Below are 14,769 nucleotides of genomic sequence, written 5' to 3'. Positions count from 1 at the left end.
CGGTCGCGGCACGCCACAGGCATGCGTGAGCCACTCACGCGAAGGAGAGGGGATCGGTGGGCGGCGGGTGAAGCACCCGTGCCGCCCGGCGACTCGTCCAGTTCTACCGACGGCCCCGGGCCCTGGCAACGACCCCGATTACTAACCGGCCTCGCAGGACGGGCACGACGACCACGCGGTGGAGCGCCGAGGAGGAGGGCTCTACGGGACGTTCCGGGTCTACTAGCCCGGTTCGGATGTGACGTGGGTCCTGTGGGGCGCCTCACCGCCAGGGGACCCGAATGTCACTCTTCGCGCCCGTCCGTACCCGGGTGGAAGGAAACGGGAGCGTCGAAGGCGGCCCTCCGCGTGGCCCGCCGCAGCGCTTTAAGGAGAGTGGCCCCGAGCGTGAGCGTCAGTACGACGGTCAGCGCGGCCCGCCCCAGGTCCCAGCCCAGCGAAGTCGCCAGGCAGTACGCGGCGAAGCGGGCGAGGTTCGCCGCGACCGGGTCCCCCGGGTGGAAGGAGACGCCCTGGCCCATGCCCTGCAGCATCACCCAGCCCTGAAGGTTCATGACCGTGCCGTACGCGAACGAGCCGAGGAAGCCGTACGCGGACAGCATCGCCAGCTCGGCCCGGCCCCGGATCCGGTCGGGCCCCGGCAGCAGCCCGGCCCCCAGCGCGAACCAGCCGAGCGCGAGCATCTGGAACGGCATCCACGGGCCGACACCGCCGGTGAGCAGGGCGGACGCGAACATCGTGACGGAGCCGAGGACGAAGCCGAAGCCCGGCCCGAGGACGCGGCCGCTGAGCACCATCAGGAAGAACATGGGCTCCAGGCCGGCCGTGCCCGCGCCCAGCGGTCTCAGCGCCGCCCCGACGGCGGCGAGCACACCGAGCATCGCCACCGCCTTGGCGTCCATGCCGTTGTCCGCGATGGTCGCGACGACGACGGCGACCAGCAGCGGGAGCAGGGCGGCGAAGAGCCAGGGGGCGTCCTCGGAGTGGGCGAGCCCGGACCGCCCGTCGGCGAGGAGCGGCCAGCCGAAGGCGGCGATCCCGATGAGGGTGACCAGGACCAGGGCGGCGGCGGCACGGGGGCCGATGCGGACGGGGCGGGCGGGGCGGGTCGCCGTGCGGCTCACGCGGGGGACTCCGCGGTCGCCAGGGCCTCGGCGACCTGGGTGACCGTGAGCCAGTGGCCCGGGGCCAGGACCTTCGCGACCTGCGGTGCGAACGCGGGGGAGGAGACGACCACCTCGGCCGTCGGGCCGTCCGCGACGATCTCCCCGCCCGCCAGGATCAGCACGCGGTGCGCCACCTCGGCGGCGAGCTCCACGTCATGGGTGGCCAGGACGATGGCGTGGCCGTCGGCGGCGAGGCCGCGGAGGATCTCGATCAGGCGGGCCTTGGCGGCGTAGTCCAGACCCCGGGTCGGCTCGTCGAGCAGGAGCAGCGCCGGCCGGCCCGTCAGCACCAGGGCCAGGGCCAGGGCGAGCCGCTGGCCCTCGGAGAGGTCGCGGGGGTGGACGTCGTCGGGCACGTCCGGCAGCAGGGACGTCACCAGCTCCCGGCAGGTGCCGGGGGCCGCACCCGCGTCGGAGTCCGCGGCGGCGCACTCGGCGGCGACGGTGTCGGCGTAGAGGAGGTCGCGGGGCTCCTGGGGTACGAGCCCCACACGCCGCACCATCTCGGGCGGCGGGGTGCGGTGAGGGGCGAGGCCGCCGACGGTCACCTCACCGGTGGCGGGCGGGACGGTGCCTACGAGGGCTGCGAGCAGGGTGGACTTGCCGGCGCCGTTGCGGCCCATGAGGGCGACGGTTTCGCCGGGGGCGACGGTGAGGGTGATTCCGCGGAGCACTTCCCGGCGGCCGCGGCGGACCGCGAGACCCTTGGTCTCGGCCGGGGCGGCGCCTGCCGGTGCGGGGTGGCTCGGCTCGGCGCGGCGGAGCAGGCGGGCGAGCAGTCCGGTGCGGGGCGAGGGGTGCCGCTGCGCGGAGCCGTCCCCTACCCGCCCCTTCCCGAAACTGGGGCTCCGCCCCAGACCCCGCGCCTCAAACGCCGGCGAGGCTGGACTTCCGCCGGCGTCGGCCTCCAACCTTGCGCCCTGCCCCGCGGGGAGACCGCTGTCCGGCTCGGCAATGCGACCATCCGGCTCCGCCGAGCGGAAACCCAGCCCCTCCGGCGATTGAGGAGCGGGTCCGGGCAGAGCCCGGGAAGCGGTGCCGCAGACGGGATCGGTCGGCAGGGGCGCGCGGTCCACCGGGGCGGACAGGGAAGCGAGGCGGGCGCGGAGAGGGGCGGCGAGCCTACGGGCGTCGCGGACCGACAGGGGGAGCGGGGACCAGCCCGCCACCCGGCCCAGGGAGACCACGGGAGGGTGGACGGGGGAGACGGCCATGACCTCCGCCGGGGTGCCCAGTACGGGCGCCGCGCCCGGGGCGGGCAGGAGCAGGACCCGGTCGGCGTACTGCACCACCCGCTCCAGCCGGTGCTCCGCCATCAGGACCGTCGTGCCGAGGTCGTGGACCAGCCGCTGGAGCACCGCCAGGACCTCCTCCGCCGCCGCCGGGTCCAGCGCCGACGTGGGCTCGTCCAGTACGAGGACCTTCGGGTGCGTGGTCAGGACCGAGCCGATCGCGACCCGCTGCTGCTGCCCGCCCGAAAGGGTCGCGATCGGGCGATCGCGCAGCTCGTTCAGGCCGAGGAGGTCCAGGGTCTCCTCGACGCGGCGGCGCATCACGGCGGGCGCCAGCCCGAGGGACTCCATCCCGTACGCCAGCTCGTCCTCCACCACGTCCGTCACGAAGTGCGCGAGCGGATCCTGGCCGACCGTGCCCACCACGTCCGCGAGTTCGCGCGGCTTGTGGGTGCGCGTGTCACGGCCCGCGACCGTCACCCGGCCGCGCAGGGTGCCGCCGGTGAAGTGCGGGACCAGCCCGGAGACGGCGCCCAGCAGGGTGGACTTGCCCACCCCGGACGGGCCGACGAGCAGCGTCAGCTCCCCTTCCGGGATCTCCAGGTCGAGGCCCCGGAGGGAAGGGCCGGCCGCGCCGTCGTAGGTGACGGACACCTGCTCGAAGCGGATCACCGGGACGACTCCTCAGGGGCTGTGGACGGTACGGGGGCCACGAACGCGGGCAGCAGGCCGATCAGGATCGCCGCCGCCGGCCACAGCGGGAGGGTCGGCGCCACCAGCGGCACCACCCCCGGATGCAGGGCGGCGGGGTCGAGCGTGCCCGCGTACACGAGGAGCGCGGCGACGGCCGCGCCCGATCCGGCGACCAGCCAGGCGCGCGGCCCCCAGCGGTCGGGCCGGTAGCGGGTGCGCACCGACCGGCGGCCGCCGAGCCGCAGGCCCGCGAGGGCCAGCAGCAGGCCGATGCCGAGTACGGGCAGCCCGTACGCGGCGCCCTCCGCGGCGAGCAGCCCGTACGTGCCGGCGCACATGCCGAGCAGGCCGCCGAGGGTGAGGGCGTTGGTGGTGTGCCGCACGGCGGGCGGGACCTCGGCGGTGCGCCCGTACCCGCGCGCGTCCATCGACGCGGCGATGGCGACGGAGCGTTCCAGGGCGCCCTCCAGCACCGGCAGGCCGATCTGCAGGATCGCCTTCACCCCGCCGGTCGGGCGGCCGCGCAGTCGGCGGGCGGTGCGCAGGCGGACGACGTCGGCGACCATGTTCGGCGCGAAGGTCATCGCGACGACCACGGCGACGCCCGCCTCGTACAGGGCGGCCGGGAGGGACTTCAACAGCCGCGCCGGGTTCGCCAGGGCGTTCGCGGCGCCGACGCAGACCAGGAGGGCGGCCAGCTTGGCGCCGTCGTAGAAGGCGAAGACGAGCTGTTCGGCGGTGACCCGGCCACCGAACCGGACGCCCTGCGCCCAGGCGGGCAGCGGGACCTCGGGGAGGGTGAAGAGGGTGTGCGAGCCGGGAATGGGGGAGCCCAGCAGCACGGAGAAGAGGAGGCGCAGGCCGACGACGAACAGGCCGAGCTTCAGGAACGCGCTGTAGGAGCGGGCCCACGGCGCGTCCGTGCGGCGGGCCGCGACCACGTACCCGGCGACGCCGATGACCATCCCGAGGAGCAGCGGATTGGTGGTCCGCGAAGCTGCGGTGGCGAGCCCGAGGGCCCACAACCACCAGGCCCCCGCGTGCAGGGCCGTCGCCCGGCCGGCGAGGGGCGCCCGCCACTTGCTCCGGCTGTACGTCGGCCCGTGCGCGCCGCCCGCCGCGGCGGGGCTTTGCCGGGGCGGGGGCACGTTGCCGGGTGCGGCGCCACTCCTGGGGGCGCTGCCCCCAGACCCCCGCACCTCGAACGCCGGCGGGGCTGGAATGTGGCCGGCGTCAGCCTGCGAGTGCGGGGAGCGAAGCCCTGCCCCAGGCGGGCTGGATCGCCCGGAGGGCGAATCCAGCCTTGCCGGCGTTTGAGGCGCGGGGTCCGGGGCGGAGCCCCGGGACACGGCGGAATGCCCGGTCGGCTGGTCGTGTGTCATCGGGTGCGGCGGCGGGACTGCCAGATGCCGGCCGCGGCCAAGGCGGCCACCGCCGCGACGCCGGTGATCAGGCCCGCGGACGGGCCGCCGCCCGAGGCAGGGGACGGTGCCGCCGTCGGATCCGGGCTGTCGGCCGCCGGCGCGGCGATCGGCTCGCCGCAGCCCTGCGCCGGGTAGCCCGAGATCGCGCACAGCATCGCCGCGCCGTTGTAGCGCAGCGGCTTCGCCACCGACGCCAGGGCCTCCGCCGTCGTGGCGTCCGGGGCGACCTGCGCGCAGGCCGTGCGGGGGGCCTCCTGCGGCGGGGTCTCGCCCGAGGGCGCGTCCGCGGGGACGCCGAAGTCGACGACGAGGGCCACCCGCTTCTTCCCCTCGGCCGCCGGGGTCGCCCCGCAGACCGCCGAGAAGTCCGCCGCCGCCCGCGGCCGGGCCGCCTCGGCGGAGGCGTCCTTGCTGACGGCGAAGCGGAACCCCTGCACGGAGCCGTCCGCCGGGCGGGCCATCGAGGGGCCCACCGTGGCGTACGACCAGGCCCCGCCGGCCGCGGAGTCCCAGAACGACCAGTACCGGTAGCTCGACGCCGCCGCCGGGGAGGCGGCCAGTACGACCAGGGCGAACCCGAGCAGCACGGCGAGCACGGACGGCGGGCGGCGACGCATCAGAGCCGGTTCTTCTTGCGGCGGCCGCTCAGCAGGATGCCGATGCCCATGCCGGCCGCGGCGCCCGCGAGGACGATCCACCAGATGTTCTGGCCGCCGGACGGCTTGTCCTTCTTGCCGTCGACCGAGGTCGCGGAGGAGTCCGCGCCCTGCGGGGCCGGGCCGGTGGCGTTCAGCGCCGCGACGAGGTCGGTGCCGCCGAAGGACTTCGGGTCGGCGCCCGTGGCGTGCGCGGCCAGGATCAGCGTGCCCAGGCCCGCCGGGTTGCCCTGCGCCCACTGTGCGGAGTTGCCCTTCAGCCACTCCAGCGCGCCCGCCGCGGACTGCTTGTGCCCGGCCGCGGCCAGGGCGATCACCGCGTCCGCGGTGTTGCCGGTGTCGGGGGTCGGCTGGTCCGCGCCCGGGGTGACCGCGGTGAGGTGGCCGTCCTTCTTGAGGGCCTCGGCCAGGTAGCCGGTCGCGCCCTGGGCCAGGGCCGCAGGGTCGGCCGCCGCGTCGGCGGAGGCCGGCGGGCAGGTCAGCGGGGTGGCGGGGGTGTCCGAGGCGGACAGGGCCACGGCCGAGCCCTGACCCAGGCCGGCCAGGGCCGCGGCGGCGGTGGCGTCCGCGTTGGCGGTCAGCTTGCCGTCGAGGGGCTGGTAGGCGAAGGCGCCCCGGTCGGCGGCGGGCTCGGCGGCGCAGCCGAGCTGGAAGGCGGCCAGGCCCTGGTAGGCGGACTTGCCGGCCTTCGACTTCACCTCGGCGGGCTTGTCGCCCGCCACCGCGAGGGCGCTGATCACCAGGGCGGTGGAGTTGGCGTCGCTGGGGGAGCCGGGGACGTAGGACCAGCCGCCGTCCTCGTTCTGGACGGACTTCAGCCAGTCCGTGCTCTTCTTGACCGCCGCGTCCTGGCCGCCGAGCGTCTTCAGCGCCTGGACTGCCGCCGCCGTGGCGTTCGTGTCGAACATCGTCGTCGCCTCGCACGCGGCGGAGGCGTCCGCGCGGAACGCGGCGAAACCGCCGTTCGCGCACTGCTGGCCCACCAGCCAGTCCACGGCCGCCTTGGCGGGCTTGACGCCCACGGTGTGCTGGGCGAGCAGCGCGAACGACTGGCGCCACACGCCGTCGTACGTCGGGTCGTTCTTTCCGTACAGCCCCGACGGGATCACGGGCGGCGCGGAGGGAGAGGGCGGCGCGGTGTCGGCGAGGGCTGCGGGGGCGGCGCCCACGCAGAGCACGGCGGAGGCGGCGAGCGCGGCGGCGCTGCGGCGGACGTTCATGGGGGCGGGGGTGCCTCTCCTGCTGGGGAGCCGGAAGCAGGCACTCGCGCGGGCACGCACGGGACCGGGCTCCGGCTCCGTTTACCTCGACGGTGCCGGCCGCCGGAGGACCCGGCGGCACGAGCCGCGCACCTCCGGAACGGGGCATTCCGGCTCCCAGCCCGACGGCGGGGGCCGGGGCGGGTCACGGTTGCGGGTCAGCGCCGGATTCGCACCGGCTTCCCCCCGTACGGAAGTGAGGACGACCCGCTCACTGTACCGGCCCGTAGGAAGCGGGCACGGGGGTGCCGGCCCGCAGCGCCCCTTACCGGCCGGCCCCGGCGGTCGCCTACAGGGCGCGGTACGCGACCGGGTCGCTGCCCGGGACCGCCTCCGCGCGGCCCTGCTTCACCAGCCGCCGAAGGTGGGCTTCCGCTTCCGAGACGGCGATGTTGCGGGAGCCGTACGGGATCTGCTCCCAGGGCCGGTTCCACTCCATCCGCTCCGCCAGCCCCCACGGGGTCAGCGGGTCCGCGAGCAGCGCCCACAGCCCGGTCAGCCGCTCCTCGTGGTGGTCCAGCAACTCCCGTACGCGGGCGGGCGCGTCGGTGAAGGCGTGCTGGTGGGCGGGGAGCACCTCGGCCGGTTCGAGGCGGCCGATGCGTTCGAGGGAGTCGAGGTAGTCGCCGAGCGGGTCGGTGATCCGGTCGCTCTGCGGGTCCTCGTACAGGCCGATGTGCGGGGAGATGCCGGGCAGCAGGTGGTCCCCGGAGAAGAGGCGGCCGTTGCCGGGGAGGTTCGCCGGGTGGGCCTCCTCCAGGTGGAGGCAGACGTGGCCGGGGGTGTGCCCGGGGGTCCAGATCGCGCGCAGCCGGCGCCCGGCCAGCGGCAGCAGCTCGCCGGGGACGATCTCCCGGTCGGGGACGGCGGCCCGCAGTCCGGGCAGGGTCCGCAGCCGGCCGCCGGTGCGGGCGGCGCGGAGCGGGGCGATGTGCTCCTCCGGGGCTCCGGCGGCGGCGAGCTTCTCGCTCATGTAGTCGAACCAGACGCCCGGCTCGGAGGCCCGGGTCCGTACGACGACCTCGGTGTCGGCGGCGTGCATGGCGATCCACGCGCCCGAGGTGTCCCGGACCTGCCCGGACAGGCCGTGGTGGTCGGGGTGGTGGTGGGTGATCACCACGCCGTGGACGTCGGCGACGGCGATGCCGAGCGCGCCGAGCCCGGCGACGAGGGTGTCCCAGGAGTCGGGGTCGTCCCAGCCGGTGTCGACGAGGACCGGGCCGCGGTCGGTGTCGAGGACGTGGACGAGGGTGTGGCCGAGCGGGTTGTCGGGGATGGGGACCTTGATCCCCCACACGCCGCCACCGTGATCGGTGACGTGCGGCGCGTCCTGCGGCGCGTCCTTGGCCGTGTCCATTCGCCGTCCCCTGCCTCTATAAGAACGTGTTCCACCAGTTGCCCAAGTCGACCACTTCTTCGGGATTCTGACTAGTCGTTGGATCTTCTCCACTCTTCCGTCCTGGCCGTGGACTCCTCGAACTAGAACTGGTATCAGTTCTGCAAATGCCAAGCCGCAGGAGGCCTCAGCCATGACCGAGCTCGTGGAACACGGACAACTGTTCATCGGCGGGGAGTGGACGGATCCGCTGGGCACCGACACGATCCGGATCGTCTCCCCCCACACCGAGCAGGTCATCGGCTCCGTCCCGCACGCCTCGAAGGCGGACGTGGACCGCGCAGTCGCCGCCGCCCGCACGGCATTCGACGAGGGCCCCTGGCCGCGCATGACCCTGGACGAGCGCATCGCCGTCGTCTCCCGCATCAAGGACGCCATAGCCGTCCGGCACGAGGAGATCGCCCGCTCGATCAGCTCCCAGAACGGCTCGCCCTACTCCTGGAGCGTCCTCGCGCAGGCGCTCGGCCCGATGATGGTCTACGACGCCGCGATCACCGTCGCGCGGAACTACCCGTACGAGGAGTACCGCGCGGGCGCGCTCGGCCCGATCCTCGTACGCCGCGAGCCCGTCGGGGTCGTCGCGGCCGTCATCCCCTGGAACGTCCCGCAGTTCGTGGCGGCGGCCAAGCTGGCGCCCGCCCTGCTGACCGGCTCCACCGTGATCCTCAAGCCCTCCCCGGAAGCCCCGCTCGACTCCTTCATCCTCGCCGACATCGCCCGCGAGGCGGGCCTGCCCGAGGGCGTGCTGTCGATCCTGCCCGCCGACCGCGAGGTCAGCGAGTACCTGGTCGGGCACCCCGGCGTCGACAAGGTCGCCTTCACCGGCTCCGTGGCCGCCGGCAAGCGCGTGATGGAGGTCGCGGCCCGCAACCTCACCCGCGTCACCCTCGAACTCGGCGGCAAGTCCGCCGCCGTGATCCTGCCGGACGCCGACCTGGACACCGCCGTCGCCGGCATCGTCCCGGCCGCCTGGATGAACAACGGCCAGGCCTGCGTGGCCCAGACCCGCATCCTCGCCCCGCGCGGCCGCTACGACGAGATCGCCGACGCCTTCGCCGCCGCCGCGGGCGCCCTGGTCGTGGGCGACCCGCTGGACCCGGCCACCCAGCTCGGCCCGCTCGTCGCCCAGCGCCAGCAGCAGCGCTCCCTCGACTACATCCGCATCGGCCAGGAGGAGGGCGCCAAGATCCTCGCGGGCGGCGGCCGCCCGGCAGGTCAGGACCGCGGCTGGTACGTCGAACCCACGCTCTTCGGCGACGTCGACAACTCCATGCGGATCGCCCAGGAGGAGATCTTCGGCCCGGTCGTGTGCCTGATCCCGTACGGGGACGAGGCGGAGGCCGCCCGCATCGCGAACGACTCCGAATTCGGCCTGAGCGGCAGCGTCTGGACCGGGGACGTCGACCACGGCATCGACTTCGCCCGCCAGGTCCGCACGGGCACCTTCAACGTCAACACCTTCAGCCTCGACATGCTCGGCCCCTTCGGCGGCTACAAGAACAGCGGCGTCGGCCGCGAGTTCGGCCCGGAGGGCCTGTCCGAGTACCTGGAGCACAAGATGATCCACCTCCCCGCGGGCTACGAGGCGGGTGCCTGATGGGCGACCGCTGGCAGGTGGAGGTGGACCGCGGGGTCTGCATCGGCTCGGGCATGTGCGTGAACCACGCCCCGGACGCCTTCACCCTCGATTCGGCCCGCCAGTCCCACCCGCGCACCCCGCAGACGGACGCGAACGAGCCCACCCTCACGGCGGCCGAGGGCTGCCCGGTCGAGGCCATCATGATCACCCTGGCCGAAACGGGCGAGCCGGTCTTCCCGCCGGAGGAGTAGCCCGGCCCGGGGGTGTCGGGTCGGGGCCGTTCCCGGCCCCGACCCGACACCCCCGCCCACCGGGCGCACGTGCGGAACCGGGCGCCCGGTGGCCCTACGGCCGGCCCCACTCGACGACCCGCACACCGGCGGGCTTGGGGAACGGCAGGACTTCCCACCCCAGGGGCCACCCACCCGGCCGGGGCAGGCCCGCCTCCGCTTCCACAACCAGCGGAATCCGGTAGCGCCACCACTGGTGCGGCTCTTCAGGACGTCCTGGCCACGGGACCGTTGCCGCACGGAACCGGCCGTCCAGCTCGTCGAGCTCGGGCCGCCTGATCGCCCGCACGCGCGGAGGCAGGAGCGGCCACGCCCTGCCCAACGCGTCCCGGCAGGCGAGGTCGTCGTCGAACTCGGGCGCGCAGAGCGAGTAGCCCTCCTCCACGTCCTCGACAACATCCTTCCAATCCGCGAACAACGAGTTGAGGCTCCGCGACCGGCTCCCCGCAGCCGCCGCGACGGCGGCATGAACGGCCTCGTACTCCTCGGCGGTCAAAGGCGTCTCGTCGACGGGATCAGTGGTGCGCTCCATCCATCTCCCCCTCACCGCACGGATGTTAGATTCCTTCCCGTGGCGGAACACCAGGACGAAACCAGGGCGGCCTACGACGGCGTCGTCGAGCTTTACGCGTCCCTGTTCGACAACCAGTTGGAAACCCACCCGTTCTCAAGGGCCATGATCGGCACCTTCGCGGAGCTGGTCCGCGAGGCGGGCAACCGGCGGGTGGCCGACGTCGGCTGCGGGCCGGGACACCTGACGGCCATGCTGAACGACCTGGGCCTGGACGCCTTCGGGCTCGACCTCTCCCCGGGCATGGTCGCCCACGCCCGGCGGGTCCGCCCGGCGCTGCGGTTCGACGAGGCGCGGATGGAGTCCCTGCCGGTCGAGGACGGCTCGCTCGGCGGCGTACTGGCCCACTACTCGACGATCCACACCCCACCGGCGGAACTGCCCGCGCTCCTGGCCGAACAGGCCCGCGTCCTGGCGCCGGGAGGCCTGCTCCTGGCCTCCTTCTTCGCCACCGACGCCCGGGCCCCGATCCGCTTCGACCACAAGGTCACCCCCGCCTACAGCTGGCCGGTGGACCGGTTCGCGGACCTCCTGACCGCCGCCGGCCTCACCCCCTTCGCCCGCCTGATCCACGACCCGGCCTCGGAACGGGGCTTCCTGGACGCCCACTTGCTGGCCCGGCTGCCAGGCGCAGATTAGGTCCGCAGGTCGGTGCGACCGGAAGGGCGGCAGCCGCGCTCGTGAGGTGCGAGGCGGCTCACAGCGAGTACGGGTAGGCCTCAAGGGCGAAGGTCACGAACGATATGCGCCCGCCCACCCTCAGCTCGTCCTTGCCGCAACCGACCTCGATCAGAACCACATCCGTGCCGACCCTGAGGTCCACCACCGGGTCCCCCGGGCCGCCGATGGCCAGTACCTCCCCCGTGACCGCAATGCCGTCAGGTTCGACAGCCAGGGCGCGGCCGGCCGTAGGCTCCACCGGACGCCAATCGGAGATTGGCTCGGCGACGGTGAGTTCCACGAACGCCTGGGTGCCCTGTTCGGGAAGCTCATCGCCCATCCAGCGGGCCACCGCAGCCCCGTGCCCCGCATTGCAGCGGAACGCGACGACGCGCCGTTCTTCGCCCACCCGATTCACGAATACGTCCATCGTCCGTCTCGCTCCGATCATCCGCTCGAACGTCAGGCGCCGGTCGACGAGGTGAGTTCCCGGCGGTGCTCCAGCCACGTGTTGCTCAGGTCGTCCCAGATCGCCTGGTAGCGGCCGAAGACCTCGCCGAGCTGGTCGTGCGTGAGCTGGTTGGCGGCGGTCGAGGCCACGAGGTACTCCAGGTCGTCGCCGAGCCGCCGGAAACGGTGCTGGGCCTGCTCCATCAGCACCCACCGGGAACGCCAGTTGAAGAACGGCTCGACGGCCCCCAGCAGCGTCACCACCGCCACGCAGGCCAAGGCCAGACCGGTCCACGCGTTGAGGTTCTGCAGACCCAGGATGACGGTGGACGCCGCGGACAACACCAGCGTCGCCACCTTGGTGAGGGAAGCGCTCCGGCTGAACCGCTTCTTGCGGCTGCGGGCGTACTCATTGCCCTCACGGATCTTGTCCAACAGGAGAACGGCCGTCTCCGTCGGGCTGAGACCCACCCCTGGTCCACCGCTCGGCTGCACTCCGCCCCCAAGATCCTGTCGCCGAAACCACCGGCTCCCCCTCCGGCAGGGCCCAACACGGGCCGCTGGCGGTGTTGTTGAGGAGCGCCTGGCGATCTTAATCGGCCGACGTGGGGAGTGGGGCTTCGTGGTCGTCCGGTTGGTGGGGGAGCGGGTGAAGACGGAGCGGGTGTACGGAGCGGCACTCGACACGAGGGGGAGGGGCCGCAGTCTGCCGGTCCAGGACCGGCTGTGGGGCGGGGCGGGGGCTGAGGTTTGGTGGTGCCTCGGTCGGTCGGTGGTGAAAAGGGTTGGGGATTTCCCGTCGGTCCCATGGTCCTTCCGCGTCGGGTCGGCCTGTCAAGGGCGCTCCCTCCGGTCGCGTCGCTGCGCGATCGCCTACGGCGACCCTTGACAGACCGACCCGCCACGGAAAGACAAGGACCAACGGGAAACCCCCAACCCTTTTCACCACCGACCGACCGGGGCACCGACAACCCCCACCCCCGACCCGCCCATCCGGCGAGGCTGGGCGCGACTGCCCCCGGGCCACCGCCCGAACAGCCAAAGCGCCCCTCCCGGAGCGACGCCCGCCACGAACCCACCCGCATCCGGAGGCGGGTGGGCAGCCGCCGAGGCGGAGCGGCGGGCTTAGGGGGAAGGCCCCGACCGCGGGAGCCCCTACCCCCTACTTCACGCCTTTTCCGGGGCCGTCAGGTCGATCAGCCTGCACACCGTTTCGATGTCTATCTTGACCTGGGCTATGGACGCCCGGCCCGAGAGCCAGGTGATCAGGGCCGAGTGCCAGGTGTGTTCGATGACGCGGACCGCCGAGAGCTGTTCCGCCGTCGGTGGGGCCTCCAGGCCCATGGCGTCCAGGATGATCGCCGTCGTCAGTCGGGACACCGTGTCCACCTCGGGGCTCACGCTGCGGTCCGCGAAGGTCAGGGCGCGGACCATGGCGTCGGCCAACTGGGGTTCCCGCTGGAGGGCGCGGAAGGCGCGCATCAGGGTCTCCGCCACCCGGGCCGCCGGGTCCTCGCCCGCCGGGGGGCGTTTGCGGAGCGTCGTGTGCATGTGCTGGAGCTGGTCCTGCATGGTGGCGACCAGGAGGTGGACCTTGGACGGGAAGTACCGGTACAGCGTGCCCAGGGCGACGCTGGAGGACTCCGCGACCTCCCGCATCTGCACCGCGTCGAAGCCGCCCCGGCTGGCCAGCTGGGCGCTGGCGTGCAGGATCCGGCGGCGGCGCGCCTCCTGGCGCTCCGTCAGGGGCGGGGACGCCGGCGTGGTGACCGTGGCGGCGAGGTGCTTCGCATCCGGTGTCATATGTCCCGTTCCGTGGCGTTCCGAGTCGTTGCGGGGAGTGTGCGTGGGCTGATTCGGGCTGCTCCGGGTCCAGCATCTCAGGCGCCGGAGCCGTGGCGCGAATCACCTGCTCCGCCTCTTACGGTGTGGTTTCCGGCCGGTAGATTCAATGCTCTTCAACGGATCAAGTCTGTAACTTGTTCTACATTATCCGAGCGGTTACGCTCCGGCGAAAGTGCAGGGAGAAGGGGGCCGAGAGTGACCGCTGAGGCCATGGTGACGAGCCCTCTCGCGGGTTCCGCCACCGACGGCGACCGCCCGCTACGCATCGCGCTCCTCACCTATAAGGGGAACCCGTTCTGCGGCGGCCAGGGCGTCTACGTCCGCCACCTCTCGCGCGAGCTCGTACGCCTCGGACACTCCGTCGAGGTCATCGGCGCGCAGCCGTACCCGGTGCTCGACACGGGTGCCACGCTCACCGAGCTCCCGAGCCTCGACCTCTACCGCCAGCCCGATCCCTTCCGTACGCCGAAGCGCGACGAGTACCGGGACTGGGTCGACGCGCTGGAGGTCGCCACCATGTGGACCGGCGGCTTCCCCGAGCCGCTGACCTTCTCGCTCCGCGCCCGGCGCCACCTGGCGGCCCGCGCGGGCGAGTTCGACGTCATCCATGACAACCAGACCTTGGGTTACGGGCTGTTGGGGGATCTCGGGGCACCTCTGGTGACCACCATCCACCACCCCATCACCGTGGACCGCGCCCTCGACCTCGCCGCCGCGAAGGACCGCACGGCCCGGCTCTCCGTGCGCCGTTGGTACGGGTTCACGCGCATGCAGAAGAGGGTCGCCCGGCGGCTCCCCTCGGTGCTCACCGTGTCCGGGTCCTCCCGGCAGGAGATCGCCGAGCACCTCGGCGTGCGCGACGACCGCATCCACGTCGTGCACATCGGCGCGGACACCGACCTGTGGTCCCCGGACCCGTCCGTCGCCGAGGTACCCGGCCGGATCGTCACCACCTCCAGCGCCGACGTCCCGCTCAAGGGCCTCGTGCACCTCGTCGAGGCCCTCGCGAAGCTGCGCACCGAGCAGCCCGACGCGCACCTCGTCGTCGTCGGCAAGCGGGCCGAGCAGGGTCCCGTGGCCCGCGCGATCGAGACGTACGGGCTCCAGGACGCGGTCCGCTTCGTCAAGGGGATCACCGACGCCGAGCTCGTCGACCTGGTCCGCAGCGCGCAGGTCGCCTGCGTGCCCTCCCTCTACGAGGGGTTCTCGCTGCCCGCCGCCGAGGCCATGGCCACCGGCACCCCGCTCGTCGCCACGACCGGCGGGGCCATCCCCGAGGTCGCCGGCCCCGACGGCGAGACCTGCCTCGCGGTGCCCCCGGGCGACGCGGGCGCGCTGGCCGCCGCGCTCGGCCGGGTCCTGGGCGACCCCGAGCTGCGGACCCGGCTCGGCGCCGCCGGGCGGGAACGCGTCCTGACCAGATTCACCTGGGCCAAGGCCGCCGAGGGCACCGCCGCGCACTACCGCGCCGCCATCGAGCAGGCCGCCGCCGCGCGTACCCGCCGTTCGCGGTGACCTCCCTCACCCCTCTCGTCCCCCTCCTCGTCC

Annotated in this window: 14 protein-coding genes and 1 riboswitch; of the genes, 4 read left to right on the top strand and 10 right to left on the bottom strand. The window is 73.6% G+C overall.

Annotated features, from left to right (window positions below; translation table 11 throughout):
- Positions 1 to 284 precede the first annotated feature (284 nt).
- From ACFYYJ_RS40720 to ACFYYJ_RS40695, 6 genes are all read right to left on the bottom strand, one after another.
- Entirely contained in the window at positions 285 to 1,124 is an 840-nt protein-coding gene (locus tag ACFYYJ_RS40720; protein WP_389139926.1) for an ECF transporter S component, read from the bottom strand.
- Entirely contained in the window at positions 1,121 to 3,070 is a 1,950-nt protein-coding gene (locus tag ACFYYJ_RS40715; protein ID WP_389139923.1) for an ABC transporter ATP-binding protein, read from the bottom strand. The genes ACFYYJ_RS40720 and ACFYYJ_RS40715 overlap by 4 nt, the downstream gene beginning before the upstream one ends.
- Positions 3,067 to 4,239: an energy-coupling factor transporter transmembrane component T gene (locus ACFYYJ_RS40710; protein ID WP_389139919.1), complete on the bottom strand. Its 1,173-nt coding sequence runs from the start codon at positions 4,237 to 4,239 to the stop codon at positions 3,067 to 3,069. Before ACFYYJ_RS40710 ends, ACFYYJ_RS40715 begins: the two co-directional genes overlap by 4 nt.
- Before the next feature lie 230 nt (positions 4,240 to 4,469).
- Positions 4,470 to 5,132 carry an SCO2322 family protein gene (locus ACFYYJ_RS40705; protein WP_385361588.1) on the bottom strand — a complete coding sequence of 221 codons (663 nt, stop codon included), beginning with the start codon at positions 5,130 to 5,132 and terminating at the stop codon, positions 4,470 to 4,472.
- Positions 5,132 to 6,391: a prenyltransferase/squalene oxidase repeat-containing protein gene (locus tag ACFYYJ_RS40700; RefSeq protein ID WP_389139916.1), complete on the bottom strand. Its 1,260-nt coding sequence runs from the start codon at positions 6,389 to 6,391 to the stop codon at positions 5,132 to 5,134. The genes ACFYYJ_RS40705 and ACFYYJ_RS40700 overlap by 1 nt, the downstream gene beginning before the upstream one ends.
- A 142-nt stretch (positions 6,392 to 6,533) precedes the next feature.
- Positions 6,534 to 6,616: riboswitch (cobalamin riboswitch) on the bottom strand.
- 103 nt (positions 6,617 to 6,719) lie between these two features.
- Positions 6,720 to 7,787: an MBL fold metallo-hydrolase gene (locus ACFYYJ_RS40695; RefSeq protein WP_389139913.1), complete on the bottom strand. Its 1,068-nt coding sequence runs from the start codon at positions 7,785 to 7,787 to the stop codon at positions 6,720 to 6,722.
- A gap of 172 nt (positions 7,788 to 7,959) precedes the next feature.
- On the opposite strand from ACFYYJ_RS40695, the gene ACFYYJ_RS40690 reads away from it, so the two are divergent.
- A complete protein-coding gene (locus ACFYYJ_RS40690; RefSeq protein WP_385361593.1) occupies positions 7,960 to 9,423 on the top strand; it encodes an aldehyde dehydrogenase in 1,464 nt (487 codons plus the stop codon).
- Positions 9,423 to 9,656: a ferredoxin gene (locus tag ACFYYJ_RS40685; RefSeq protein ID WP_384756725.1), complete on the top strand. Its 234-nt coding sequence runs from the start codon at positions 9,423 to 9,425 to the stop codon at positions 9,654 to 9,656. Before ACFYYJ_RS40690 ends, ACFYYJ_RS40685 begins: the two co-directional genes overlap by 1 nt.
- 94 nt (positions 9,657 to 9,750) lie before the next feature.
- On the opposite strand, the gene ACFYYJ_RS40680 is transcribed toward ACFYYJ_RS40685, so the two are convergent.
- Positions 9,751 to 10,227 carry a hypothetical protein gene (locus ACFYYJ_RS40680; protein WP_389139908.1) on the bottom strand — a complete coding sequence of 159 codons (477 nt, stop codon included), beginning with the start codon at positions 10,225 to 10,227 and terminating at the stop codon, positions 9,751 to 9,753.
- A gap of 39 nt (positions 10,228 to 10,266) precedes the next feature.
- Between ACFYYJ_RS40680 and ACFYYJ_RS40675 the strand changes: the two genes are divergently transcribed.
- Positions 10,267 to 10,905 carry a class I SAM-dependent methyltransferase gene (locus ACFYYJ_RS40675; RefSeq protein WP_389139905.1) on the top strand — a complete coding sequence of 213 codons (639 nt, stop codon included), beginning with the start codon at positions 10,267 to 10,269 and terminating at the stop codon, positions 10,903 to 10,905.
- Between the two features lie 58 nt (positions 10,906 to 10,963).
- On the opposite strand, the gene ACFYYJ_RS40670 is transcribed toward ACFYYJ_RS40675, so the two are convergent.
- From ACFYYJ_RS40670 to ACFYYJ_RS40660, 3 genes are all read right to left on the bottom strand, one after another.
- Positions 10,964 to 11,356, bottom strand: a complete 393-nt coding sequence (locus tag ACFYYJ_RS40670; protein WP_389139902.1) for a hypothetical protein — start codon at positions 11,354 to 11,356, stop codon at positions 10,964 to 10,966.
- Positions 11,357 to 11,388: 32 nt separating this feature from the next.
- The gene (locus tag ACFYYJ_RS40665) at positions 11,389 to 11,847 is read right to left on the bottom strand and encodes a DUF4231 domain-containing protein (protein ID WP_385134335.1); all 459 of its coding nucleotides are present in this window, start codon (positions 11,845 to 11,847) and stop codon (positions 11,389 to 11,391) included.
- A gap of 696 nt (positions 11,848 to 12,543) precedes the next feature.
- Entirely contained in the window at positions 12,544 to 13,179 is a 636-nt protein-coding gene (locus ACFYYJ_RS40660) for a TetR family transcriptional regulator (protein ID WP_385129917.1), read from the bottom strand.
- 237 nt (positions 13,180 to 13,416) lie between these two features.
- On the opposite strand from ACFYYJ_RS40660, the gene ACFYYJ_RS40655 reads away from it, so the two are divergent.
- Positions 13,417 to 14,736: a glycosyltransferase family 4 protein gene (locus tag ACFYYJ_RS40655; RefSeq protein ID WP_385361601.1), complete on the top strand. Its 1,320-nt coding sequence runs from the start codon at positions 13,417 to 13,419 to the stop codon at positions 14,734 to 14,736.
- The last annotated feature ends 33 nt before the right edge of the window (positions 14,737 to 14,769 follow it).

It is taken from the genome of Streptomyces sp. NPDC002467 (assembly GCF_042889825.1).
GTDB lineage: Bacteria > Actinomycetota > Actinomycetes > Streptomycetales > Streptomycetaceae > Streptomyces.
Note: the sequence above shows the minus strand (reverse complement) of the source record. Positions and strands in the feature narration are given on the sequence as shown.

Bases quoted from the DNA above. Each gene is read 5' to 3' on its own strand.
- ACFYYJ_RS40695 (WP_389139913.1), bottom strand. From the start codon at position 7,787: ATGGACACGGCCAAGGACGCGCCGCAGGACGCGCCGCACGTCACCGAT.
- ACFYYJ_RS40705 (WP_385361588.1), bottom strand. From the start codon at position 5,132: ATGCGTCGCCGCCCGCCGTCCGTGCTCGCCGTGCTGCTCGGGTTCGCC.
- ACFYYJ_RS40685 (WP_384756725.1), top strand. From the start codon at position 9,423: ATGGGCGACCGCTGGCAGGTGGAGGTGGACCGCGGGGTCTGCATCGGC.
- ACFYYJ_RS40680 (WP_389139908.1), bottom strand. From the start codon at position 10,227: ATGGAGCGCACCACTGATCCCGTCGACGAGACGCCTTTGACCGCCGAG.
- ACFYYJ_RS40670 (WP_389139902.1), bottom strand. From the start codon at position 11,356: ATGGACGTATTCGTGAATCGGGTGGGCGAAGAACGGCGCGTCGTCGCG.
- ACFYYJ_RS40690 (WP_385361593.1), top strand. From the start codon at position 7,960: ATGACCGAGCTCGTGGAACACGGACAACTGTTCATCGGCGGGGAGTGG.
- ACFYYJ_RS40660 (WP_385129917.1), bottom strand. From the start codon at position 13,179: ATGACACCGGATGCGAAGCACCTCGCCGCCACGGTCACCACGCCGGCG.
- ACFYYJ_RS40700 (WP_389139916.1), bottom strand. From the start codon at position 6,391: ATGAACGTCCGCCGCAGCGCCGCCGCGCTCGCCGCCTCCGCCGTGCTC.